23 protein-coding genes are annotated in these 25,720 nt (G+C 39.9%); 13 read left to right on the forward strand and 10 right to left on the reverse strand.

The window, feature by feature from the left end; all coding sequences use genetic code 11:
• Positions 1-7 precede the first annotated feature (7 nt).
• The 4 genes from EL121_RS10200 (at position 8) to EL121_RS10215 (ending at position 4,945) form a co-directional block, all read left to right on the forward strand.
• Positions 8-349, forward strand: a complete 342-nt coding sequence (locus EL121_RS10200) for a hypothetical protein (RefSeq protein WP_039196482.1) — start codon at positions 8-10, stop codon at positions 347-349.
• Positions 342-566, forward strand: coding sequence for a hypothetical protein (locus tag EL121_RS10205; RefSeq protein ID WP_039196483.1), 225 nt, complete (start codon positions 342-344; stop codon positions 564-566). The genes EL121_RS10200 and EL121_RS10205 overlap by 8 nt, the downstream gene beginning before the upstream one ends.
• Entirely contained in the window at positions 544-2,715 is a 2,172-nt protein-coding gene (locus EL121_RS10210; RefSeq protein ID WP_039196484.1) for a DUF927 domain-containing protein, read from the forward strand. The genes EL121_RS10205 and EL121_RS10210 overlap by 23 nt, the downstream gene beginning before the upstream one ends.
• A gap of 1,450 nt (positions 2,716-4,165) precedes the next feature.
• Positions 4,166-4,945, forward strand: a complete 780-nt coding sequence (locus tag EL121_RS10215) for a factor H binding protein domain-containing protein (protein WP_039196485.1) — start codon at positions 4,166-4,168, stop codon at positions 4,943-4,945.
• 91 nt (positions 4,946-5,036) lie between these two features.
• Here the strand turns inward: EL121_RS10215 and EL121_RS10220 are convergent, their stop codons facing one another.
• Positions 5,037-5,267, reverse strand: coding sequence for a YceK/YidQ family lipoprotein (locus EL121_RS10220; RefSeq protein ID WP_039196486.1), 231 nt, complete (start codon positions 5,265-5,267; stop codon positions 5,037-5,039).
• Between the two features lie 114 nt (positions 5,268-5,381).
• Here EL121_RS10220 and leuB point away from each other — a divergent pair, with 114 nt between their 5' ends.
• On the forward strand, positions 5,382-6,464 hold the full coding sequence (leuB, locus tag EL121_RS10225) for a 3-isopropylmalate dehydrogenase (RefSeq protein WP_039196487.1): 1,083 nt from the start codon (positions 5,382-5,384) through the stop codon (positions 6,462-6,464).
• Positions 6,465-6,586: 122 nt separating this feature from the next.
• On the opposite strand, the gene msrB is transcribed toward leuB, so the two are convergent.
• Positions 6,587-6,982, reverse strand: coding sequence for a peptide-methionine (R)-S-oxide reductase MsrB (gene msrB, locus EL121_RS10230; protein WP_018652265.1), 396 nt, complete (start codon positions 6,980-6,982; stop codon positions 6,587-6,589).
• Between the two features lie 222 nt (positions 6,983-7,204).
• Between msrB and gap the strand changes: the two genes are divergently transcribed.
• The 7 genes from gap (at position 7,205) to EL121_RS10265 (ending at position 14,375) form a co-directional block, all read left to right on the forward strand.
• Positions 7,205-8,209 (forward strand): type I glyceraldehyde-3-phosphate dehydrogenase, encoded by a 1,005-nt coding sequence (gap, locus tag EL121_RS10235; protein WP_039196490.1) that lies wholly within the window; start codon positions 7,205-7,207, stop codon positions 8,207-8,209.
• Positions 8,210-8,454: 245 nt separating this feature from the next.
• Positions 8,455-9,507 carry a rod shape-determining protein gene (locus EL121_RS10240; protein ID WP_039196493.1) on the forward strand — a complete coding sequence of 351 codons (1,053 nt, stop codon included), beginning with the start codon at positions 8,455-8,457 and terminating at the stop codon, positions 9,505-9,507.
• 104 nt (positions 9,508-9,611) lie between these two features.
• Complete coding sequence (mreC, locus tag EL121_RS10245) at positions 9,612-10,664, forward strand: rod shape-determining protein MreC (protein ID WP_039198960.1); 1,053 nt, start codon at positions 9,612-9,614, stop codon at positions 10,662-10,664.
• Complete coding sequence (gene mreD, locus EL121_RS10250) at positions 10,664-11,152, forward strand: rod shape-determining protein MreD (protein ID WP_039196495.1); 489 nt, start codon at positions 10,664-10,666, stop codon at positions 11,150-11,152. The genes mreC and mreD overlap by 1 nt, the downstream gene beginning before the upstream one ends.
• Positions 11,153-11,163: 11 nt before the next feature.
• The gene (locus EL121_RS10255; RefSeq protein ID WP_039196497.1) at positions 11,164-12,504 is read left to right on the forward strand and encodes a replication-associated recombination protein A; all 1,341 of its coding nucleotides are present in this window, start codon (positions 11,164-11,166) and stop codon (positions 12,502-12,504) included.
• A 90-nt stretch (positions 12,505-12,594) separates the two neighbouring features.
• The gene (gene znuB, locus EL121_RS10260) at positions 12,595-13,380 is read left to right on the forward strand and encodes a zinc ABC transporter permease subunit ZnuB (RefSeq protein WP_039196499.1); all 786 of its coding nucleotides are present in this window, start codon (positions 12,595-12,597) and stop codon (positions 13,378-13,380) included.
• A 194-nt stretch (positions 13,381-13,574) separates the two neighbouring features.
• Positions 13,575-14,375, forward strand: a complete 801-nt coding sequence (locus tag EL121_RS10265; protein ID WP_039196501.1) for a class II glutamine amidotransferase — start codon at positions 13,575-13,577, stop codon at positions 14,373-14,375.
• Positions 14,376-14,729: 354 nt separating this feature from the next.
• Here the strand turns inward: EL121_RS10265 and ispF are convergent, their stop codons facing one another.
• The 3 genes from ispF to ftsB are packed head-to-tail and all read right to left on the reverse strand — an operon-like array spanning position 14,730 to position 16,177.
• Entirely contained in the window at positions 14,730-15,206 is a 477-nt protein-coding gene (ispF, locus tag EL121_RS10270) for a 2-C-methyl-D-erythritol 2,4-cyclodiphosphate synthase (protein WP_014991338.1), read from the reverse strand.
• A 2-nt stretch (positions 15,207-15,208) separates the two neighbouring features.
• A complete protein-coding gene (gene ispD, locus EL121_RS10275) occupies positions 15,209-15,889 on the reverse strand; it encodes a 2-C-methyl-D-erythritol 4-phosphate cytidylyltransferase (protein WP_197050933.1) in 681 nt (226 codons plus the stop codon).
• A 9-nt stretch (positions 15,890-15,898) separates the two neighbouring features.
• Positions 15,899-16,177, reverse strand: a complete 279-nt coding sequence (ftsB, locus tag EL121_RS10280) for a cell division protein FtsB (protein ID WP_039196505.1) — start codon at positions 16,175-16,177, stop codon at positions 15,899-15,901.
• 275 nt (positions 16,178-16,452) lie between these two features.
• Between ftsB and pckA the strand changes: the two genes are divergently transcribed.
• A complete protein-coding gene (gene pckA, locus EL121_RS10285; protein WP_039196508.1) occupies positions 16,453-18,063 on the forward strand; it encodes a phosphoenolpyruvate carboxykinase (ATP) in 1,611 nt (536 codons plus the stop codon).
• 146 nt (positions 18,064-18,209) lie between these two features.
• Here pckA and sucD read toward each other — a convergent pair whose 3' ends face one another.
• From sucD to sucA, 5 genes are all read right to left on the reverse strand, one after another.
• On the reverse strand, positions 18,210-19,082 hold the full coding sequence (gene sucD, locus EL121_RS10290) for a succinate--CoA ligase subunit alpha (protein ID WP_039196510.1): 873 nt from the start codon (positions 19,080-19,082) through the stop codon (positions 18,210-18,212).
• Position 19,083: 1 nt separating this feature from the next.
• A complete protein-coding gene (gene sucC, locus EL121_RS10295) occupies positions 19,084-20,250 on the reverse strand; it encodes an ADP-forming succinate--CoA ligase subunit beta (RefSeq protein ID WP_039196512.1) in 1,167 nt (388 codons plus the stop codon).
• Positions 20,251-20,420: 170 nt separating this feature from the next.
• On the reverse strand, positions 20,421-21,287 hold the full coding sequence (locus EL121_RS10300; protein WP_039196514.1) for a VirK/YbjX family protein: 867 nt from the start codon (positions 21,285-21,287) through the stop codon (positions 20,421-20,423).
• A gap of 134 nt (positions 21,288-21,421) precedes the next feature.
• On the reverse strand, positions 21,422-22,651 hold the full coding sequence (odhB, locus tag EL121_RS10305; protein ID WP_039196515.1) for a 2-oxoglutarate dehydrogenase complex dihydrolipoyllysine-residue succinyltransferase: 1,230 nt from the start codon (positions 22,649-22,651) through the stop codon (positions 21,422-21,424).
• 116 nt (positions 22,652-22,767) lie between these two features.
• Positions 22,768-25,578 carry a 2-oxoglutarate dehydrogenase E1 component gene (gene sucA / locus EL121_RS10310; protein ID WP_039196518.1) on the reverse strand — a complete coding sequence of 937 codons (2,811 nt, stop codon included), beginning with the start codon at positions 25,576-25,578 and terminating at the stop codon, positions 22,768-22,770.
• Positions 25,579-25,720 lie beyond the last annotated feature (142 nt).

Raw genomic sequence — 25,720 nt, forward strand, 5'->3', positions numbered from 1 at the left:
GTGGTTTATGCGTAACACAAATAAATTGATAACAGATATTCGTGAGCAAACCGACAACCTCGATATGCTCCTTACCTATGCGAGCAGTTTATCAAGTGCGATTAGTGTCGATCATTCTGAGTGCCTAAACGCAGATGGCGAAGGCGGATTTACTTATAGCGACGATATTGCCGACGGCTTACTTGCGCTTAATGATTACCTTATCGAGCAGATTAAACAGGCACACCGCCAACGTAATAAACAGATTTATGAATTAATCAAAGCTCACGAAGCACAGACCGAAGTATTGAGCGCTTACAAATTGGCGGAGTGTGAACGAAAAGCGGTGGAGGTAGCAAAAGATGAATAATTTAGAAACCCTCCGAACAATTAAACAACCATTAGATATGGCGAAGATGTTCTTTGAGATTGCTTTAACCGGCAACGGTGCGGTAAGGCGTGAAAACGGCACGCTGATGAGCCGAGATGAAATACTGGCGGAAGCCTTCCAATACTTAGATGAAGCGCACACTTACTTACAGGAAGTGATCGAAGAGGTGGAGTATGAACAAAATCCGCTTTTATGATGACCAGTTAGCAAAAGCGAACGCTTTCAACGATTGGATTATTCTCGCCGGTCAAGACGCACACAAAGCCTATTACCGATGGAATAGTACGATGAGCCGCTCAGAAGCTGGCAAGGGAGAAAGATGGGCGTTAATTCGTGATAGCTTCAAGCTAGGCAATGATGTAATTCCGTGCTTGTTGGATAGCAAAGAATTGAGCCAATTAGACCGCTTGTTACTTGCGCCGGCAGCACAACGATTCATTAAAATATTCCAAGTGGGGGAACTCCCCACTTTGGCGAAAGATAAAGACGATTTTCGCACCCGAGTATTGATGAATCTCGCAGAACATTGCCCGAATCTTACCGCCGTAGAATGGCTGGATGAAGGCTTTAATACGGAAAACCTAACCAGCGAATATCAGCGCATTAAGAACGGACAGCACGCTACCGCAGAGCTTTTAGAGCAACGCACACTTAACCCCGAAGATGATACTGCCCCACGGGTAGAAATGCGTAAGCGTGGCGGATTAAAAGGCTTGTACTATGTTACTACTCGTATTGTGGATGGTGAGAAAGTCGAAAGCGAAAAATGGTTATCCGATTTTGTCGAGGTAATCGGACTAGGCAAAGGAGAAAGTGAACATTTCATTATTTTGCAAAAAGAGAAGCAAGAACGACCGCTTGTTATGCCGCTAAAAGATATTGGTGAGCGTGACGGCTGGCAGTATTTGAAACGTAATGATGTGACGGTAACTACTAAGCAAGCATTGCGGGCAGAATTAGCCGATTATTTGCAATTTAAAAGCCGAACCGCCAAGCAGTATTACATTACCGACAAAACCGGCTGGAATGACGATTTAACCGCTTTTACCTTGCCAAACGGGGAAACCCTAGGGCAACCGCAAACCCCGACTATTTTCCGCAATTTAACGCAGAATATCGAAGGATATAGAGTAAGCGGAACAACAGCGGACTGGGTGGAGAATATCGGGCGTTATTGCGTAGGTAATCCGTCGATGATGTTATCAGTTGGCGTGGCGTTAAGTGCGCCATTATTGAAACCTTTAGAGGCGGACGGCTACGGCGTACACCTCTACGAAGATTCAACATTCGGCAAAACAACCGCTTTAAATATTGCCGCTTCAATTTACGGACACCCAAGAGAAACCCGTACAGCATGGAACGCTACACCGTTAGCCTTACAGAACGAAGCCTTTAGCCGTAACGGGCTATTTATGCCGTTAGATGAAATCAGCGAAGCCAGTCCGAAAGCCGTCGCACAGACCGCTTATAGCTTGTTTAACGGACAAGGGAAGTTACAAGGTGCGAAAGAAGGTGGGAATCGCAAGTCGATTAAATGGCTAGTAGCGAATCTCTCCACCGGTGAGGAAGGTTTAGAGAGCTACCTCAAGCAACAAGGGATAAAGGTCAATGCCGGTCAATTAGTCCGCTTGCTCAATATCCCGATGAAACGAGCGACAGAGTTTCACGGCCTAGCGGACGGTAAAACGCACGCTGACGCGCTCAATGCGAACGTCATGCGCTATTTTGGTGCGGTGGGCGTAGATTGGCTCACTTATCTAGTCCAAGCGGAAAAAAGCGCATTAAGAGCGTTATACGACAAAGTAAAACAATCTCGATTAAAGAGCTTGCCGGATAATTCAGAACCTCAAATTAAGCGAGTAATGGCGGATAGATTCGCCCTCATTGAAACCGCCCTATTATTGGCTAAGGATATCTTACAATGGACGGAACAGGATATATCAAACGCTATCACGGCTAACTTCAATGAATGGGTAAATGCTTATGGCTGGCACTCGAAAAAGCATACCCAAATCATTGAACAAGTGAACGGTTGGCTACTAGTAAATGCTGATACTCGTTTTGAAGAGTTTCCACCGGACGGCACACAGAAGCCTATCAGCAATAAAGCCGGTTATCGACTGGTAGAAGATGACCGTTATTTTGTCTTCAAAAGCGTATTTGAAGATGAAGCCTTACAAGGGCAAACTAAAGAGGTTGCTTTACCCGTGCTTTTAAAAGCGGGAATTCTTCACAAGGGAGAAGGCAACGGCTACGCATATCTTCAACGAATGCCGCGCAAGATCAATCCAAAGAGAACACGGGCGTATCTTGTCGAGATTCTCAACGAAGACAGCGAAGTATAGCCATGCTATAAAACTACATTCAGACCGCCACTATTGGCGGTTTTTTGTTATCTTTTGCTATGCTTCGCGCTTATAAAATGTACTTTTTATACAGCCTATATAAATTTATTCTCTCCTCTCTATTAGGAAGCATATTTTTAATAGTCCAATAGTCCCAAACACCCTTTTTAAGGCATGAAGTCATTATATATCAATAAGTTAGACGTAAAATTATTGGACTATCATTGGACTAAAATCGCCATTTTGGGACTAAAATACCCCCTTTTGGGACTAAATGCTTAAGCTAAAAAAATGAAAACACTCAAAAGTATTTAGTCCAAAAAACACCTAAAATAGTCCCAAACGGGAAAAAATAGTCCCAAAAATTTTCCATAACTTATTGAATGTAAAAAGAAAAGTTAGTTTTGGGACTAATTGGACTATTGGACTACGAATTTTTCCTTATATAATAGAGAGGGTGGAAGGTGTGAAAATCTTATACAGTGGTTTTATGACTGCCACTACAAAGCTTTTAGTATAAAAGGTACTCCTGAGGGGATACCCTTTCCACGGGGTTGGGGCCGCGCGGTTTTCGGCAGATTTTACGATTTTTAGGCATCATCATCATTTAAAAATATTTTCATTGAGCAATAAGCTACTACACTCTAGGAACAAGCCGGCATAAGGCTTTTACCTCATTTTATAAGAAACCTTCCATTCAGCACAAAGGCTTAAAAGATGGCGATTGATGTCGAATTAGGTATAAGCCGTTGGCTGACACCTCTCCTAAGTTAGAGGATGTTAGGATACAAACAAAGAACTAACTTTCTTACGCTAAAGAATTGGTTGTAAAGTAGGCTAATTGGTGGGTGACTTTTTGATTTAGTTATACGTTTAGTTATACGGAATAACTTTGATTTTGCTTGGGGTGTTGTGTTGCAATGCTTTGTGTGGATTGGTTCAAACTCGGTAGGGGGACCAACTTAACTTTTCTACTCTTTCGTCTTCTTACGTTTTCTTATTCTCAAGCCTTGATTTTACTAGCTTTATCGCACTTTTTCATTATTTTTTCTTACGTGTTCTTTCGTATTCATGTGTTTAATCTGTGAATTTTAGTTATATGTATAGCTAAAAGGGTCTGAAATAGCGAGATTAACTAAATCACTTACTGGATATCTCCACAACAAGCGAGAAAAAACCTATTGAAAATTGTTAATCTATAGACAGATGTTTTGATAACGTAAAGCACGGAGAGATTCAAACGGAAATGTTAAGGAAGATAGGGGCTACAAGACTAAAAATTAAGCTACATTATTTGAATATAAAGGCTTTGCATTTTCGCAAGTAGATAGAGGAGAAATTAACAATACTTTTTTGTTATATTTTGTGATGTTAATCACATAATTCGTAGTGGCTGTTCTTTTATAGATATGACAGAATTATAGTGTCTTATCTATAGGAGAATATACAAATGAAAAAATTATTATTAGTAACTACTTTAGGTTTAGCTTTAACTGCTTGTAGTGGCGGTGGTTCCTCTTCTTCGACAAATAAAAGCAATTCAAAGCCAAGCTCCACGAGGTCTGAAAGCGCTTCTCCAGATTTGCAGAATTCTTTAGTTGGAGTTAGACGTGATTTAAAAGAGCAAGTGAAAGCATTAAAACAGATAAATGTTGAAGGGGTAACTATTGATTTAGCTTTTGAAAACATAGGGTTTGTTGAAAAGGATCTTGGAAATGGCATGAAAGGTAAAGCTTATAACCAAACATATTCTGCTATTGGTTATGTTTTGCCAAAAAATGTTAAAACAGATCGATATGGGCGTGTTATTGATGAACGTGCTTCAGCAGATGATATAGGTGACTTTGGTTTAATTACTAAATTTGAGAACTTGCCGACAATAGGCGTTTATCATTATTCAGGTGTTTCATTTGGCGCGAATAGTGAAGGTAAATTATCTTTAGATGCTGACTTTGCGAATAAAAAAGTGAGTGGTGAAATTACTAATCGCCGTTTACTGTCTACAGGTAAAGCATTATTTGATATTGATTTATTAGAAACAAGTATTAGACAAATCAGTAGCGGAGAGGAAGAAGTTCATTTTGTTGGAATAGCGAAATCGAAAGTTGATGGCTATGATGTTCATTCGGCTTATGGTGGTAAATTTATGGGGCCAAATGCTGAAGAAGTTTTAGGTTACATTGCAGATGATAATGCGGATCCTTATGAAGCATTTGCAGGTAAGAAATAATTAATAATGTTGAGGCCTCTTAATTAAAGAGGCTTTTTAATTGGTTATACGGATAAGTAATATTTCATTCAACGGATTATTCTATAAGGGGTTACTGACTTAATGTAACAGGTAGCATTAAAGTATCAAGCACAAAACTTAGCGGTAAATCAACCACGGCCGGAATACTTAAGATTCCTCCATTTTGGATCGCTTTAAAATCTTTGCTGACACCGGCATAAACGGAGTAATCGCCTTCGGTAAGGCTGATTATGGTGCCGCAAGCGGTCAAATTTGGACTAAAAATTACCACTGCAATCAGTTTTAAAAATAATCTCTTCATATTGTTCCTCTAATTGCTGATTATTCTAGCTTAAATTTGATAAATTCCCACCCAATAGACTAAATTTTAAGTTAGAATGTCGAATCCTAATTCATAACAATAAGAGGGTTTTATATGCAAACTTACAACATTGCAGTTTTGGCAGGGGACGGTATCGGCCCTGAAATTATGGCACAAGCGATCAAAGTGCTTGAAGCAACACAGCAAAAATTCGGTTTTAAATTAAATTTTAATCATTTTAATATCGGCGGTGCGGCAATTGATGCACAAGGTAAAGCATTACCGGAAAATACTTTAAAAGGCTGTGAAGAAGCCGATGCGATTCTGTTTGGTTCGGTAGGTGGACCTAAATGGGTAAACTTACCACCGGATGAGCAGCCAGAGCGTGGTTCATTACTTCCATTACGTAAACATTTCAAATTATTCTGTAACTTACGTCCTGCCACTTTATATAAAGGTTTAGAAAAATTCTGTCCATTACGTGCGGATATTGCGGCAAAAGGTTTCGATATGGTCGTGGTACGAGAGTTAACCGGTGGGATTTATTTCGGTCAGCCGAAAGGGCGTGAAGGTGAAGGGGCACAAACCAAAGCATTTGATACCGAAGTATATTATAAATATGAGATTGAGCGTATTGCGCGTGTTGCTTTTGAATCCGCGATGAAACGTAATAAAAAAGTGACGTCCATTGATAAAGCAAACGTATTACAAAGCTCAATTTTATGGCGTGAAACGGTAAACGAAATTGCGAAAGAATATCCGGAAGTAACACTTGAACATATGTACATTGATAATGCGACAATGCAATTAATTAAAGCGCCGGAAACCTTTGATATCTTATTATGTTCGAATATCTTCGGCGATATTATTTCGGATGAAGCAGCAATGATTACCGGTTCAATGGGGATGCTTCCATCTGCAAGTTTAAATGAAGACGGTTTTGGTTTATATGAACCGGCGGGCGGCTCGGCGCCGGATATCGCGGGTAAAAATATTGCTAACCCAATCGCACAAATTTTATCGGCGGCAATGATGTTACGTTATAGTTTCAACTTAAATGATGCGGCGGATGCTATTGAATCTGCGATTCAAAAAGCGTTAGCGGATGGTTACCGTACAGGTGATTTAGCTGATGAAAATACGCCGGTTTCTACCAGTGAAATGGGTGATATTATTGTGAGAAATATTTTAGCTTAAATAGCAGATTGTTTTGCATAAACAAGCGGTCGAAATTTGAAGAATTTTTGCAAATCTTTTTCAAATTTCGACCGCTTTTATTATGTTTAATGTATTAAATGATATTTAATTTATAAAATTAATTAACCATCAATTTCTTCGCCGGTTTCATCCCATTTAAAATTGAGTGCGATAGAATTTAGGCAGAAGCGTAAACCTGTCGGCGGAGGTCCGTCATTAAATACGTGGCCCATATGCGAATCGCAGTTCCCACAACGAATTTCGGTACGGTGACGGCCTAAACTATAATCATCTAAATACCGTAATGCATCATCCGAAACCGCTTCATAGAAGCTAGGCCAGCCACAACCAGCATCAAATTTAGTATCAGAACGAAATAATGCATTGTGGCAACGTGCGCAACGATAAGTCCCGATGCGTTCTTCATGCAGAAATTTACCAGTAAACGGCATTTCGGTACCATGATTAATCAGAATCTCAACTTGTTCTTCCGTTAATTCATCAATATCTTTAATCATCTTCACTCCTAAGATAGAAATTTCTCTCCAATTCTACCGTTTTTTTACCACTTTAGCGTTACAAATTTTGAAATTTTGACATAGATCACAAAAAATTTATCTGTTATATTTGTTTCGGTTCTTTTAGTTGTAAGTCATACTGGAGTATGTGCTATAATCCATGCACTTCTTAAAGCATTAGAAGAACAATTTTGTTTAACTTTAATATAGGTAGAAAAATCTATGGCAATTAAAATTGGTATTAACGGCTTCGGTCGTATCGGTCGTATCGTGTTCCGTGCAGCTCAACTTCGTGATGATATCGAAGTTGTAGGTATCAACGACTTAATCGACGTTGATTATATGGCATATATGTTAAAATACGACTCAACACACGGCCGTTTCAACGGTACTGTTGAAGTTAAAGATGGTCAATTAGTTGTTAACGGTAAAACAATCCGTGTAACTGCTGAACGTGATCCAGCTAACTTAAAATGGGATGAAATCGGTGTTGATATCGCAGTTGAAGCAACAGGTTTATTCTTAGATGACGCTACAGCACGTAAACACATCACTGCTGGTGCGAAAAAAGTTGTATTAACTGGTCCATCTAAAGATGCAACTCCTATGTTCGTTAACGGTGTAAACTTCGATGCGTATGCAGGCCAAGATATCGTTTCTAACGCTTCTTGTACAACTAACTGCTTAGCACCATTAGCTAAAGTAATCCACAATAAATTCGGTATCAAAGAAGGCTTAATGACTACAGTTCACGCAACAACTGCGACACAAAAAACTGTAGACGGTCCATCAGCTAAAGACTGGCGCGGTGGTCGTGGTGCTTCACAAAACATCATTCCTTCATCAACAGGTGCAGCGAAAGCAGTAGGTAAAGTATTACCAGCATTAAACGGTAAATTAACAGGTATGGCTTTCCGTGTTCCAACAGCAAACGTTTCTGTTGTTGACTTAACTGTTAACTTAGAAAAACCTGCGACATACGAAGAAATCTGTGCAGAAATCAAACGTGCTTCAGAAAATGAAATGAAAGGCGTTTTAGGTTACACAGAAGACGCTGTAGTATCTACAGACTTCAATGGTGCAACAGAAACTTCAGTATTTGATGCAGCTGCTGGTATCGCATTAACAGATACTTTTGTTAAATTAGTATCTTGGTATGATAACGAAACTGGTTATTCAAACAAAGTATTAGACTTAGTAGCTCACGTTTATAACTACAAAGGTTAATCTTAGTTAGTTTAATATTGTTAGCGCCACTCTTAGTTTAAGAGTGGCGTTTTTGTTTATGGTGAGCAAGATTTCGTTATTCGGTTATAAATTAAGTTAAAAACTAAGCAGTTTTGCTATTCAAGAAAATTAGTCATTGAAGTTTGGTAGGCTTTTTTGTTATATTTATAAATATTTTCGCTCCTTTATGAGCATTATTTTTTATATTTGAAAAATTACCAAATTCATTTAACGGATCACTTTATATGTTTAAAAAATTTCTAGGATTGTTTTCTAATGATCTTTCTATCGACCTCGGGACAGCAAATACGTTAGTGTATGTTAAGGGTCAAGGTATTGTACTTGATCAGCCTTCTGTTGTAGCGGTACGTCAAGATCGTATTGGCTCTTTAAAAAGTATTGCAGCGGTAGGTACAGATGCGAAATTAATGCTAGGACGTACGCCAAAAAGCATTACAGCGATCCGTCCAATGAAAGATGGGGTTATCGCAGATTTCTTCGTAACAGAAAAGATGTTACAGCACTTTATTAAACAAGTGCATAGCCATAACTTTATGCGTCCAAGCCCTCGTGTATTAGTTTGCGTACCGGCAGGTGCAACGCAAGTTGAACGTAGAGCAATTAAAGAATCAGCAATTGGTGCTGGTGCGCGTGAAGTTTATTTAATTGAAGAACCAATGGCGGCAGCGATTGGTGCGGGATTACCTGTACATGAAGCAACCGGTTCAATGATTATTGATATTGGTGGCGGCACAACAGAAGTTGCCGTACTTTCATTAAACGGTATCGTATTCTCAACTTCAGTACGTATTGGTGGCGATAAGTTAGATGAAGCTATTGTTGCTTATGTACGTCGTCATTTTGGTTCTGCAATCGGTGAAGCAACCGCTGAACGCATTAAGAAAGAAATTGCAATGGCAATTATTCGTGACGAAGATGAAGTTCGTACGATGGAAGTTCATGGTCATAACCTTGCAGAAGGTGCGCCACGTACTTTAGAATTAAATTCTAAACATGTTTTAGAAGCGATTGAGCAACCATTAAACGGTATTGTTGAAGCGGTTAAATCCGTATTAGAGCAGTGTCCGCCTGAGTTAGCGGCTGATATTTTTGAACGTGGAATGGTATTAACCGGTGGCGGTGCATTATTACAAAACTTAGATGTATTGCTTTCTGATGCAACGGGTGTAACCGTAATTGTTGCTGAAGATCCATTAACTTGTGTTGCTCGTGGTGGCGGTAAAGCGCTAGATATGATCGATATGCACGGTGGTGATGTATTTAGCAGCGACGAGTAATTCCGCTTTTAATTGATATGAACGATCATAATGGATAATGACAGCAAATGCTCATTATCCATTGTTCATTATCACTCACCTTAATTTCATTTAAAAATTTAACAATGAAACCAATTTTTGCTAAAGCCCCTTCACTAGGTACTCGCCTATTTCTTGCAATCATAATCTCTATAGCGTTAATTGCCTTTGATGGACGCAGTAGTGCGCTGATCCAATTCCGAAATATGCTTGAGACTGCTATTGGCGGTTTATACTATTTTTCAAATACACCTCGTTCGGTACTTGACGGCGTAAGTAATAATTTTATTGATAACAGCAAGCTACAATTAGAGAACCGCGCTTTAAAAGAGCAATTACGTGAGAAAAATGCGGATCTTTTATTACTGGATCAGCTAAAAGTTGAGAATCAACGTTTACGTTTATTGCTAAGTTCTCCGCTACGTCAAGATGAATACAAGAAGATCACCGAAGTACTTACAGCCGAAATGGATGCTTATCGCCAACAAGTAATTATTAATCGAGGTAAAAGTGATGGTGCTTTTGTCGGACAGCCTGTTATTGATGAGCGAGGTGTCGTTGGTCAGGTTATCTCTGTTGGGGAAAACAGCAGTCGAGTTTTATTAATTACGGATGTGACTCATGCCGTGCCGGTGCAAGTATTGCGTAATGATGTGCGTGGTATTGCGAATGGAACGGGGCATAATGATGAGTTATTTATTGATAATTTACCTCGTTCGGTGGATGTTGTTAAAGGTGATGTATTGGTTACTTCCGGTTTAGGCGGGCGCTTTCCTGAGGGCTATCCGGTCGCTATTGTTGAAGCGGTTAAAAACGATACTCAGAGCCAGTTTGCTCGTATTGTTGCGCGCCCGTTAGCTTCTTTTGACCGCTTACGCTATTTATTATTATTATGGCCGACAAGTGAAGAATTACGTAAAGCGCAGAGTCTTTCTCCGCAGCAAGTAAGAGAAGTTGTTGAGGAACGCCGTAATAGCTTGAATCCGTTAGATTTGCTGAAGAAGAACAAAAAGGAGCAAATTCGAGATGAACAGCCAAAAGATGAAGTTCTGGAAAATAGTGATGAACCGGTAAATCCAGCTTCACAGCCGGAAGTTGATAACGATGAGAACCACCATACAGAACAAGGAGCAGAATAGTGCGAGCGAATCCAATTTTTCAAATTTTGGTGTTAATCTCAATTTTTATGATTGCTTTCGTACTAGAGATCATGCCTTGGCCTATTGGTTTTCAGGGGTTAAGACCGAATTGGGTGATTTTAGTACTTATTTATTGGGCATTGGCATTACCAAATAAGGTGAGTGTCGGTACTGCATTTGTAGCCGGCATTGTTTGGGATTTAGTGCTAGGGTCTATTTTAGGTATCCATGCGTTAGTATTGTCGATTGCAATTTATTTTGTAGCAAAATATCACTTAATACTACGTAATCTCTCATTATGGTTACAGGCTATTTTGGTGATGTTATATGTGATTGCAATTCGTTTCTTAATTTATTTCGTAGAGCTTGTATTACATAGTGCGGAATTTAATTCACAAGAAATTTTAGGTGCAATTATTAGCGGTATTTTATGGCCATGGATTTTCTTATTAATGCGCCATATTCGCCGCCAGTTGAGACTCCGTTAAGGAGATAACAAATGAGCAGCTTATCTTTTGATTTTTCTGAAGATTTTCGTCCTTTACCCGCCAGAATGCGTCCACGTACTCTGGCGGAATACATAGGGCAATCCCATCTAATCGGAGAGGGAAAACCTCTCCGTCGTGCCATTGAAGCAGGGCATTCTCATTCCATGATCTTCTGGGGGCCACCCGGTACAGGTAAAACCACGTTAGCTGAAATTATTGCTCATCATTTTGATGCGGAAGTCGGGCGTCTTTCTGCGGTAACTAGCGGTGTTAAAGAAATTCGAGAAGCAATTGAACGCGCAAAATTGAACCGTCAAACCGGCAGACGTACTTTATTATTTGTAGATGAAGTACATCGTTTTAATAAAAGTCAGCAAGATGCGTTCTTACCACACATTGAAGATGGGACGATTATTTTTATCGGAGCCACAACAGAAAACCCTTCCTTTGAATTAAATAATGCGCTGCTTTCTCGAGCCAGAATTTATATTTTAAAACCATTACAAGCGGTCGAAATTCACCAAATTTTGCAAAATGCGTTATTAGATAAAGAACGTGGTTTAGGCAATGAATCTTTTGTACTGGAAGATGATGTTTTAACGTTATTGGCTGATTATGTAAATGGTGATGGGCGCTATGCCTTGAATTGTTTAGAGCTTATGTCAGATATGGCAGAACAATGCGTTCAAGGCAAAATTCTAAATAAAACGCTGCTCACGGAAGTACTGGGTGAACGCCAGGCTCGTTTTGATAAAGGCGGTGATCGTTTTTATGACCTAATTTCTGCATTACATAAGTCGGTAAGAGGCTCTTCACCGGATGGTGCATTGTATTGGTATGCCAGAATTTTAACGGCGGGAGGCGATCCTTTATATGTTGCACGTAGATTACTGGCGATAGCTTCCGAAGATATCGGTAATGCAGATCCAAGAGCAATGCAAATTGCAATTAACGCTTGGGATTGTTATACCAGAGTCGGCGCTTATGAGGGCGAAAGAGCAATTGCCCAAGCGATTATCTACTTAGCTGTCGCACCTAAAAGTAATGCGGTATATAACGCCTTTAATCAAGCGAAGCAATTAGCCAAAGAGGCAAAAGATTATGATGTGCCGGAGCATTTACGTAATGCACCGACGCAATTAATGAAGTCTTTAGGCTATGGTGCCGAATATCGTTATGCGCATCATGAACCTAACGCTTATGCCGCTGGTGAGAATTATTTTCCGCCGGAACTGAAAGACACGCAGTTTTACCATCCGACGGAAAGAGGTATGGAAAAACAGATAAAAGAGAAGATGTTATGGCTGAAAGCACAGGATGTGGCGAGTACACAACAACGTTATAAGCGGTAAGATTTTTGAGTTTTTTTGCAAAATTTTAGCGAAATTTGACCGCTTGTTTTGGTTAAATAATACGAATTTATAGTTTAAGAAAGAGAAAATATGTTTGATATTTTGTTTCCAGCTTGGTTAGCCGGTCTATTGCTAGCGGTTATTACCGCACCATTAGGCGCTTTTGTCGTATGGCGTAAAATGGCATATTTTGGCGATACGCTTTCTCATTCGGCACTATTAGGTGTGGCTTTAGGGATTTTTCTACAGGTCGATCCTTATATTGCGGTCATCATCATGACGCTGATTTTAGCGTTATTACTCGTTTGGCTAGAACATCGTACCGCTTATTCTCTAGATACGGTGTTGGGTATTATTGCTCACTGTAGCCTGTCACTCGGTGTGATTACAATTAGCCTATTGGATAATGTACGAGTTGATTTGATGTCGTACTTATTCGGCGACTTACTGGCAATTGATTTTAATGATGTTATTTTTATCGGTATCGGCTCAGTATTAATTGCTTCAGTATTGGCATATTTTTGGAAAAAATTACTCTCGATTACGATAAGCCCGGAATTAGCGCAAATTGAAGGTTTAAATGTTGCTCGTTTACGTTTACTTTTGATGGTGCTTACCGCATTAACCATTGCATTAAGTATGAAGTTTGTCGGAGCATTGATTATTACCTCTTTGTTAATTATTCCATCGGCGATTGCACGACGTTTTGCCAGAACACCTGAAGCAATGGTGGGATATGCGATTCTTTTTAGTATATTTTCAGTCACAGGAGGATTGTTATTTTCCGGCTGGAAAGATACACCGGCAGGACCTTCAGTGGTCATTTGTGCAGGGGCGTTATTTTTACTCTCTCTAGTTAAAAAGGAATCAGAATAAATGTATAACTAAACCGGACGTAGTTCGGTTTTTTTATGGTTAAATGAATATAAAATAGCACGATAAGCTATAAGAATTTTGATCTACTTCTATTGAATTATTTTTAAGATTTGTGAAAATAGTCAATGTTTGACCGACTTGTCAGTCGGTCTTTCTTTTTTCTCCTACTTTTACTCCTAACGAAGAATAAATATATGTGTCAACTACTCGGAATGAATTGCAACACCCCAACAGATATTACTTTTTCCTTTGAAGGATTTCGCCGCCGTGCCGGCTTGACAGACCATCATACTGATGGCTTTGGCATCGCCTTTTTTGAAGGCAAGGGCGTGAGAATTTTTCGAGATAATCATCCGGGCGCATCTTCTCCAATGGCAGATTTAGTCAGTGAATACCGTATCAAGTCTTATAATGTTATTTCGCATATTCGTAAGGCGACCCGAGGTGATATTAATTTAGAAAATACCCATCCGTTTATTCGTGAATTATGGGGGGAAAACTGGGTGTTTGCGCATAATGGTACGGTAGAAGATGTGCGTCCTTGCCCTGACTGTCATTATCAACCAATCGGAACAACAGACTCTGAAGCTGCATTTTGTTGTATCGTATCCCGCCTAAAAGAAAAATATCCGGCAAAACCCTCAGAACAACAGATTTTTGATGCGGTAGTTGAAATTACCTCAGATATTGCAACTCACGGCGTATTTAATTTTATCTTATCTAATGGGCATTGGATGATCGCACGTTGCTCAACAAATCTATTCTATGTAACTCGTAAAGCACCATTTAGTAAAGCATTACGTGATGACGATGTAGAAATTGATTTTAGTAAATATACGACGCCAAATGATAAAGTGACTATTATTGCAACCCAGCCACTAACTAAAAATGAGAAGTGGACCAAAATGAAAAATGGTGGCTATGTGATGTTTAAAGACGGTGATCTATTTAATGAAATTGAAGGTACATTACCGGATAATCAATCACATGTGTGATGTTGATTAGACTGGTGTAAACTTTATTTTTTTGTTGATAGTACGGTGGCTGTTTGCAATCTTTACATTATAAAAATCGTACAAGTAGTGCCTAAAAGTAATCTATTTGCTACTAAATTATTTTAAGGTTTATCAACAAATTTTATAAAAGTAATTAATTTGCTATTTTATGAACAAATGTTCAGTATAAATGATTGCTTTTTTCTATAATAAGTTTACAATGTAAGACCTAAAATTCTTCAGGCTAATAAGAAGTGTTTTAGGCAGTCGTAGAGACAAAAAATTTTATTCATTATGCTTATCAAAAAGGCCAGACATGATGTCTAGCCTTTTTTATTTATGCTAAAGTCTTGATTATGCTTTAATCAATAATGCGACAGCTTCACAAGCAATACCTTCGCCTCGTCCGGTAAAACCTAATTTCTCTGTTGTAGTCGCTTTCACATTCACTTGCATCACATCACACTGTAAATCATCTGCAATGGTTTGACGCATTTGATCAATATACGGACGCATTTTAGGTGCTTGGGCAATAATGGTAACATCAACATTTCCGACTTTGTAGCCTTGTGCGCGAACTTGGCGATATGCTTCAATGAGTAGCTTACGACTATCTGCATTTTTATATTGCATATCGGTATCCGGAAATAGTTTGCCGATATCGCCTAGCGCTACAGCACCTAATAAAGCATCAGTTAGCGCATGCAAAGCGACATCGCCATCACTATGAGCGATAAAACCCGTATGATAAGGTACTTCAACGCCACAGATCATTAACGGGCGATCTTGCCCGAATGCGTGTACGTCGAAACCATGTCCAATTCGTAACATTTCTAGTTCTCCATATAATGGGTCAAATAAAATTCAGCTAAAGCTAAGTCTTCCGGGCGAGTGATTTTCAGATTATCGCTGCGTCCCGCTATTAATAATGGTGTATAGCCACTCATTTCCATGGCCGAAGCCTCATCAGTAATCGTATATCCTCGTGTCAATGCACTTTCAATTGCTTGTTTTAGCGTGTTAACAGGGAAAAATTGAGGAGTAAGAGCATGCCATAGTGTAGAACGATCTTCCGTTGCAATGATTTTATTGCCATTTGCTCGTTTCATTGTATCAATAGCCGGTGTAGCAAGAATTGCGCCATTTGGCTCTTTGACTTGTAAAAGTTTGTCTAAATCCGACCGCTTGAGGCAAGGTCTTGCCGCATCATGTACGAGTACCCAAGCATCTTCATCAATAACTTTCAGTGCGTTAAAAACAGAATCGGCCCGAGTTTCACCACCAAAAACAATTTGAATTTTAGGGGTGTTTAATACGGAAAGTTCCGGGTAGTATTGGTCAGCTTCAGAGACTGCTACTACAATTTTCTGAATATCGGGATGTTCAAGAAAAATATTGAGCGTATGTTCTAAAATAGTTTTTCCCTGTAATTTTAGATATTGTTTCGGCAGGGGGGCATTCATACGGCTTCCGACACCGGAGGCTGGGATTACAGCAACAATTTTTCGCATCAATGAGTTTCCTTACTGTGAGCGAGGGACGATACGATAGAATGTTTCACTATCTTTTACCATTTCACGTTCTAAACGTGCTCGTTCTTCCAATGCATTTACGCCGTTTTTCAGGTCATGGATTTCTGCCGCTATTAAGCTATTACGTGCGCTTAATTTTGCATTTTCTTCCGTAAGAACTTCCACTGACGTTTGTGCGTCTTGGTAATCGCTCCAACCGTTTTTACCGAACCAGAAACTATACTGAAAAAATGCCAGTAGCACGGTAAAAAAGATAATTAGTAATCGCATTCTATGTCTCTTGATGGGTTAATAGAGTAAAGTCGAATTCTACCTTATTTTGCAAAAAAATAAAAAAATCTTACCGCTTGCTGCGTGGATACTTCATAAAAAGTACGAAAAATTAAGGAAGAGTGCGGTTTTTCTTTGATTTCACGCAAATTTTTCAAGTAATTTTAGAGTAAATCTTCAAAATTTGAAGTAGTTAACATTTTTTATTCCTCGAATTAGTTAGAATCGCCACAGTTATTAATTTTCAACTTTTACAATCATAAAGAGGTGATTCTATGTTAAGCCGTATTGAACAAGAACTAGCACAACTAGGTATTACTAACGTAAAAGAGATTGTACGTAACCCTAGTTATGAGCAATTATTTGAAGAGGAGATGAAGCCGGAATTAGAGGGCTTTGAAAAAGGCGTACTGACGAATTCCGGTGCAGTTGCCGTAGATACGGGGATTTTTACAGGTCGTTCGCCGAAAGATAAATATATTGTTTATGATGAAACATCAAAAGATCACGTTTGGTGGACATCAGACGCGGTTAAAAATGACAATAAACCAATGAGTCAAACAACTTGGCAAAGTTTAAAAGAGTTAGTGACTCACCAATTATCAAATAAACGTTTATTTGTGATTGATGCATTTTGCGGTGCAAGTCCTCGCCACCGTTTAGCGGTACGAATTATTACCGAAGTGGCATGGCAAGCGCACTTTGTGAAAAATATGTTTATTCGACCTTCTGAAGAAGAATTGGCGAATTTCGTACCGGACTTCGTGGTGATGAATGGCTCTAAAGTAACCAATCCGAATTGGAAAGAGCAGGGCTTAAATTCAGAGAACTTTGTGGCATTTAACTTAACTGAAGCTGTGCAATTAATCGGCGGTACGTGGTACGGCGGTGAAATGAAAAAAGGTATGTTCTCTATGATGAACTATCTATTACCTTTCAAAGATATTGCATCAATGCACTGCTCGGCGAACGTAGGTGAAGAAGGTGATGTAGCAATTTTCTTCGGTTTATCCGGTACAGGTAAAACAACACTTTCAACCGATCCGAAACGTAAATTAATCGGTGATGATGAGCACGGTTGGGATGATGAAGGCGTGTTCAACTACGAAGGTGGTTGCTATGCGAAAACCATTAATCTTTCGGAAGAAAATGAGCCGGATATTTATCGTGCGATTCGCCGTGACGCTTTATTAGAAAATGTGGTTGTTCGTGAAGATGGTTCAATTGATTTTGCGGATAAATCAAAAACAGAAAATACACGTGTGTCTTATCCGATTTACCATATTGATAATATTGTGGAACCGGTATCAAAAGCGGGTCATGCGAAAAAAGTTATTTTCTTAACAGCGGATGCGTTTGGTGTATTACCACCGGTATCTAAATTAACACCGGAACAAACCAAATATTATTTCTTATCCGGCTTTACAGCGAAATTAGCGGGTACAGAGCGTGGTATTACCGAACCGACACCAACTTTCTCAGCTTGTTTCGGTGCGGCATTCTTATCTCTTCATCCGACCAAATATGCGGAAGTATTAGTGAAACGTATGGAAGCAGCAGGTTCTCAAGCATACTTAGTAAATACGGGGTGGAATGGTTCAGGTAAACGTATTTCTATCAAAGATACACGTGGTATTATTGATGCAATCTTAGACGGTTCAATTGAAGAGGCGACAACGCATCAATTACCGATTTTTGATTTAGCTGTGCCGGATGCATTACCGGGCGTAGATACTGCGATTTTAGATCCACGTGATACTTATGCGGATAAAGCACAATGGCAGACTAAAGCTGAAGACTTAGCCGGTCGTTTTGTGAAAAACTTTGAGAAATATACCACAAATGATGAAGGTAAGGCTTTAGTTGCGGCTGGCCCAAAACTTTAAAATGAAATGATTCCTGTTTGTTAGAAAGAAGAAAAGCGCTAAGTGAAAACTTAGCGCTTTTTATATGGTTTGTATTGAACTAATATGAAAGCGGTTAAATTTCATTCTTTTTTTGCAAAAAGGCAATAAAAAATAACCGCTTGTTATTATTTATTAAGTAATTCGCGTAGGGCTGAACCTATTTCTGCTAAACTTCGCACCGTTTTTACACCGGCTTGTTCTAACGCTTTAAATTTTTCATCTGCCGTGCCTTTGCTCCCGCTAATGATAGCACCAGCGTGGCCCATACGTTTTCCTTTTGGTGCAGTCACTCCGGCAATATAGCTGACAACGGGTTTTGTGACGTGCATTTTGATAAATTCAGCCGCTTCTTCTTCTGCCGTACCGCCGATTTCGCCAATCATCACAATTGCTTCGGTCTCCGGATCGGCTTGGAATAATTTTAAAATATCAATAAAACTTGAGCCGGGAATCGGATCTCCTCCGATACCGACACAGGTTGATTGTCCAAAGCCTTCATCTGTCGTTTGTTTGACTGCTTCATAAGTGAGAGTGCCAGAACGAGAAACGATCCCGATTTTACCTTTTTTATGAATGTGGGCTGGCATGATACCAATTTTACATTCTTCAGGCGTAATCACTCCCGGGCAATTGGGGCCAATCATTCGTACACCGCTTTCTTTTAATTTTTGTTTAACAAGCAGCATATCCAAGGTTGGAATACCTTCGGTAATACAAACAATAAGTTGGATGCCTGCATCAATTGCTTCTAAAATAGCATCTTTACAGCCGGGGGCTGGTACATAGATTACACTTGCGGTTGCTCCCGTTTGTTGCACAGCTTCACGCACGGTATTAAATACCGGTAAGCCTAAATGGGTTGTTCCGCCTTTATTGGGTGAAACGCCACCAACAAGTTTTGTACCGTATGCTAACGCCTGCTCACTATGAAATGTGCCTTGTCCGCCGGTAAAGCCTTGGCAAATCACTTTAGTGTTCTTATCAATTAAAATCGCCATACTATTTTCCTTCCGCTGCTTTGACTGCAAGTTGTGCTGCTTGAGTTAATGTCGTTGCCGCAATGAGACTTAAGCCGCTTTTGGCTAAAATGTCACGACCTAATTCAGCATTTGTCCCTTCTAAACGCACAATCACAGGAAGATTGACTCCGACTTCATTAACTGCTGCAATAATGCCTTCTGCAATTAAATCACATCTGACAATACCGCCGAAGATATTGACTAATACTGCTTTAACATTGTGATCTGAAAGGATTAACTTAAAAGCTTCCGCAACACGTTCTTTGGTTGCGCCGCCGCCGACATCTAAAAAGTTTGCTGGACGACCGCCATATAATTTAACGATATCCATCGTTCCCATTGCTAAACCGGCGCCGTTAACCATACAGCCGATATTACCGTCTAGTGCTACGTAATTGAGATCCCATTTTGCCGCTTCAGCTTCTCGAGAGTCTTCTTGGCTTGGATCTTGTAGGGATTTGAGTTCAGGGTGACGATAAAGCGCATTGGTGTCCACAACCATTTTAGCATCTAAGCAGAGTAATTGACCTTGTTTGGTTAGTACGAGAGGATTTACTTCAACTAGAGCAAGATCTTTTTCGATAAAGAGATTGGCAAGCTGTATAAAAATATGCGCGAATTGTTTGATTTGATCGCCGGATAGCCCTAGTTGGAAGGCGAGTTCTCTGCCTTGAAACGCTTGAGCGCCGGTAAGTGGATCGATAGCTACTTTGTGGATAAGTTCGGGTGTTTGCTGGGCGACATCTTCAATATTCATACCGCCCGCACTGGATGCCATAAAAACGACTTTTTGTGATGAACGGTCAATTACTGCGCCCAAGTATAATTCACGCTCAATTTGGCAAGTTTCTTCGATATAAATCGTATTTACCGGTTGTCCATGAGCATCGGTTTGGAAGGTGATCAAACGTTGCCCAAACCATTTATTGCAGAATTCACGAACGTCCGATTCATTGCGGACTAGTTTAACTCCTCCGGCTTTACCTCTTCCTCCTGCATGGACTTGGCATTTAGCCGCCCAAACATCCCCGTTCAATTGTTGAATGGCGGCAATCGCTTCATTCGTGTTAGCACATGCAATACCTTTACTCACAGGGAGTCGATATTGTGTAAAAATTTGCTTTGCTTGATATTCATGTAGGTTCATATAGCTTCCTGTATGGAATAATTTTTGTTAGAAATTGTCCCAAAAATTTAATGGATCTAAGCTAAAAAAGCAAATTGAAGATAGAGGAAAAATGCAAAAAAATAGCAAATTTAACCGCTTATAATAAATGCTATAAGCGGTTCAGAATGAAAGGATGTTTAGATAAGAATTTATGTGTTTATTCCAAACGCTGTTCGGATATTGATTTCTATTTGCTCAAGTAATGCAAAGCGTTTGCGATACATAGAACGTTTTTTGCTAGGGATTCTTTCAAGTGATTTATCCATAATAACAGACATTTGCCAGTAATCTTTCAGAATACCGCCACTCTCACTGAAGATTGCATCATAATCGACTACATAGCGTTTGCTTTGAATAAAACGTGATTTATTTTGATATTTATGCGGAATACCAAGTAACTGGTTATAACCAAGTACCGAAGCAAGTAGCTTCATGCTTTCAACCATCAAATGAGCGGGACGTAAGCCATAACATTGTTTGGTCAATTGTTTCATTAACTCTTTTGCATTCTCTTGGTTAGAACCTTGAATTACACCGATAAGTAGTGCATTTGCAACCAGGCCGAAGGTTAATAGATACACAAGCTGTTGTGAACTTTTTTGATATAGCTCTAATGCCCAAAAACCTTCCATCGGTTGGTGCTCATTAATATTTAAGCGAAGTTCAAAATCGGGTGTGATTTCGCCAAAGCTTATTGATTTTTCCCATAACGGGGGTAATTGGTATTGAGATAATGCATGAGGGAGAAAAGTTAAGTTATCACAAATTGCTTGGAAACGTTGTGTAGCATTAAATCGCTTATCCAAGAAACGATGAACAAGAGGATAGCTATAGTTAGCTCTTTGATTCAGTAACGGAATAAGAGATGGATTCTTATTTACAAATTGCGTAAATAGATTAATTTGTTTTTGATGTAAACGAGAACGTAGCCAGAAGCGTAAGCGCTTAAGACGATAAGATTTTTGAGGAGTATCCGGATATATTTGGTATGCACTCGGGTAATTATAATCAGTCATATTTTTTTAGGGTTTGCTCAATAATGACATTATGATATATCAGGAACAATTAATTTACAAAAATTGTATGGGCTTTATTAGAAAACCGCTTATAAAACGAGTTATAAGCGGTTTGGTTATTAAGGTTGTTGTTTTTAGATTTCAAGTAATAAACGTGTCGGATCTTCTAATAAATCTTTTACTGCAACTAAGAAACCAACAGATTCACGTCCATCAATTAATCGGTGGTCATAAGAGAGGGCAAGATACATCATCGGTCGAATAACCACTTGGCCGTTTACTGCTACAGGGCGATCTTTGATTGCATGCATCCCTAAAATCGCACTTTGCGGCGGATTGATGATTGGAGTGGACATTAATGAACCGAATACACCGCCGTTTGTGATCGTGAAATTACCACCGGTTAAATCTTCTACGGTTAATTTACCGTCACGACCTTTTTCAGCAAGCTCTTTAATCGTTTTCTCAATATCCGCCATCGATAATTTATCGCAGTTACGGATAACCGGTGTGACTAAGCCGCGAGGGGTTGAGACCGCAATACTAATATCAAAGTAGTTATGATATACCACATCATCACCGTCAATCGAAGCATTGATTTCCGGATAACGTTTTAACGCTTCAACAACCGCCTTAATATAGAACGACATAAAGCCTAAACGTACGCCGTGTTGTTTTTCAAATTTTTCACCGTAAGTTTTACGTAGTGTCATAATCGGCTGCATATCCACTTCATTGAATGTGGTTAACATTGCCGTTGTGTTTTTCGCTTCTAACAGGCGTTCTGCAATACGTTTACGTAAACGTGTCATTGGAACACGTTTTTCGCTACGAGCTGAGTAAGCGACGGTACTTACCGTATTTTGCTCGCTAACCGTAGTTTGTTTTCTCGCTTGAGGTTCCTGCTGGGCAAGATAATGTTCAATATCTTCACGGGTAATACGACCGCCTACACCAGTACCTTTGACGAGATGAGCTTCGATATTATGTTCAGCCAGTAAACGGCGAATCGCCGGGCCTTGAGAATCCGCATCGGAATGGTCATGTTCGATAGCGGCAGATTTACGATCCGCCGGTGTTGCTTCATTAGCCGGTTTAATCGTTTCTTGGGTAAAATCGCCTGCTTGAACAGTTGAGATTTTACCGAGTAATTGTTTAGAAATTACCGTTGCACCTTGCGCTTGAGTGATTTCGGCTAAAATACCGTCATGTGGCGCTGGTACTTCTAATACGACTTTATCCGTTTCAATTTCAACGATTACTTCATCACGTTTAATCGCATCACCTACATTTTTGTGCCAAGTAGCAACGGTTGCATCTGCTACAGATTCGGGTAAGTCCGGCGTTAAAATTTCAATAGTCATGATTTATGTTCCTTTATATTCGCTCGCACAGCGTTTTAGCTGTGCCGATAATTTAGCAAGCGGTCAGATTTGATGATTTTTTTGCAAAATTTTGCTGAAATTTGACCGCTTATTTGTTAAAGCGTTAAAGCCTCTACCACTAATTGTTTTTGTTGCTGAGTATGCAACGAGGTATAGCCTACTGCCGGTGATGCGGAAGCAGGACGACCTGCATAAGTTAATTTTGCCTTTTCAGGGATTGATGCTTCAAAATTGTGCTTACTGCAATACCATGCGCCTTGATTAAGCGGCTCTTCTTGACACCAAACGAAATCTTTTACGTGCGCATAAGGTTCCAATACTTTTTTCATATCCTCATATGGGAATGGATAAAGTTGTTCGATACGAATAATCGCCACGTCAGTTTGTTCATTTTGACGACGTTGTTCGAGCAAATCGTAGTAAACCTTACCAGAACACATCACCACACGTTTTACTTTTTTCGCCTTGATATTACTGTCAATTTCACCGATCACGGTTTGGAATTCACCGTCAACCAATTCTGCTAAGGAAGAAACCGCTAATGGATGGCGTAATAACGATTTAGGCGAAATCGCAACTAATGGACGACGCATTTTGCGAATCGCTTGGCGGCGTAACATATGGTAAACCTGTGCCGGTGTACTTGGTACGCAAACCTGCATATTTTGTTGAGCACAGAGCTGTAAATAACGTTCTACACGCGCTGATGAGTGTTCCGGCCCTTGACCTTCATAACCGTGAGGAAGCAACATCACTAAACCACACATCCTGCCCCATTTTTGCTCACCGGAACTGATAAATTGGTCGATCACAATTTGGGCACCATTTGCAAAGTCACCGAATTGCGCTTCCCAAATAGTGAGAGTTTTCGGATCAGTTGTCGCATACCCGTATTCAAAGGCTAATACCGCTTCTTCGGAAAGTACCGAATCCCACACTTCAAAGCGCCCTTGATTTGCGTGTAAATGAGCAAGCGGCACATAACCTGTACCATCATTTTGGTTATGTACAACCGCATGGCGGTGGAAGAATGTACCACGACCGGCATCTTCGCCTGACAAACGCACGTGCGTACCTTCATCTAGTAGGGTTGCGTATGCCATCGTTTCCGCCATACCCCAATCTAATAATTTTTTGCCCTCGTACATCTCTTTACGGTCGTTATAGATTTTTTCAACACGAGAGTGTGGACGTAAACTTTCAGGGTATTCACATACACGTTTTGCCAAAGTTTGGAAACGGTCTAACGGGAATTTACTTTCATACGGTGCTGTCCAGTCATAATTGAGGTATTGCAACCAATCAACCGCTGCCATATCCATTTCACGCCATTCCGGTACAACACGATCGCCGTTATCTAATGCATCACGATAGTTATTCATCATTTCAGTGGCTTGATCTTGGTTTAATACGCCTTCAGCAACCAAACGATCTGCATACACCTTGCGTGGTGTCGGGTGTTTTTTGATGATGCCATACATCATCGGCTGTGTAGCTAACGGTTCATCCGCTTCATTATGACCATGACGACGGTAAGAAATCAGATCAATGAAAATATCGCGTTTGAATAAGGTACGATATTCCACTGCCATACGAGCGGCAAATGCGACCGCTTCAGGATCATCACCGTTAACGTGAATAATCGGCGCCTGAATCATTTTCGCTATATCGGTACAGAATTCGGTTGAACGAGTATCGTTCGGGTTAGAGGTGGTAAAACCGATTTGGTTATTGATCACGATCCGAATCGTACCGCCGACTTTATAACCTCGAGCATTTGACATATTTAATGTCTCTTGCACCACGCCTTGTCCAGCTACTGCAGAATCACCGTGTACGGTAATGGCCAATACTTTATTATGCTCAGTATCACGCATACGTTCTTGACGTGCACGTACCGAACCGATAACCACCGGACTTACGATTTCTAAATGCGATGGGTTAAATGCAAGGGTTAAATGTACACGTTCGCCGTCCACATCAAAATCAGATGAGAAACCTTGGTGATATTTCACGTCACCGGTACGGTTATCATCGGCGTGTTTGCCTGCAAATTCATCAAATAATTCCGTCGGTTTTTTACCCAATACGTTTACCAACATATTTAAGCGACCTCGGTGCGCCATACCCATCACCACGTCTTTCATACCTTGGCGGCCTGCATGACGAATGATTTCTTTCATCATTGGAATAAACGCATCACTCCCTTCGAGTGAGAAGCGTTTTGCACCGGGGAATTTTGCACCGAGATAACGTTCAAGACCGTCTGCGGCGGTTAATTCGGTGAGTAAATTGACTTTTTCTTCGTGCGAGAATAACGGTTTATTTAAGGTGCTTTCAATTTTTGCTTGTAGCCAGTTACGTTGTTCCATATCTTGCACGTGCATAAACTCTAAACCTATTGTACCTAAATAGGTTTGTTTTAATGCATCGGCAAGTTCGCTGAATTTCATCGTTTCTTTGCCATAAACATATTTACCGATCGTAACGGTTTCATTCAGATCCGCATCGGTAAAACCGTGATAACGATAATCTAATTCAGGTACTTGAGAGGTTTTCCAGCGATAATAACCAAGAGGATCGAGCTTTGCTTCAAGGTAGCCACGGAAACGGTGAGCATTAATCCATTGCAATAAACGAACTTGTTTAGCACTTGCTTCAGGATCGATAACAGTAACGGATTCAGGGACATTTTCACGGGCGAGTTTACGGAAATAATCACGTACTTGTGAATGGGGTTGTTCTACGATTTGTGTTTTCGGAAGGGTATCAAAAATGGCACACCAGCTAGCATCAACGCTAGTTGGGTCTTCAAGATATTGTTCGTAGATTTCTTCAACATAAGCCTGATTTGAACCACCGAAAGGCGAGGAGGCTAACCAGTCTTCAAAATTTTTATGTTGCATACAGACCTAACCTTGTATATTTGTGTGTTTATTGAGTTATGACGAATATTATATACGCTAATGTAAATAAAATGGATTAAAACACCATTCTATTAGGCGATTTATAAATCAATGATGCTATTATGCCTGAAAATTTAAGAGA

The organism is Actinobacillus equuli (assembly GCF_900636745.1).
Classification (GTDB): domain Bacteria; phylum Pseudomonadota; class Gammaproteobacteria; order Enterobacterales; family Pasteurellaceae; genus Actinobacillus; species Actinobacillus equuli.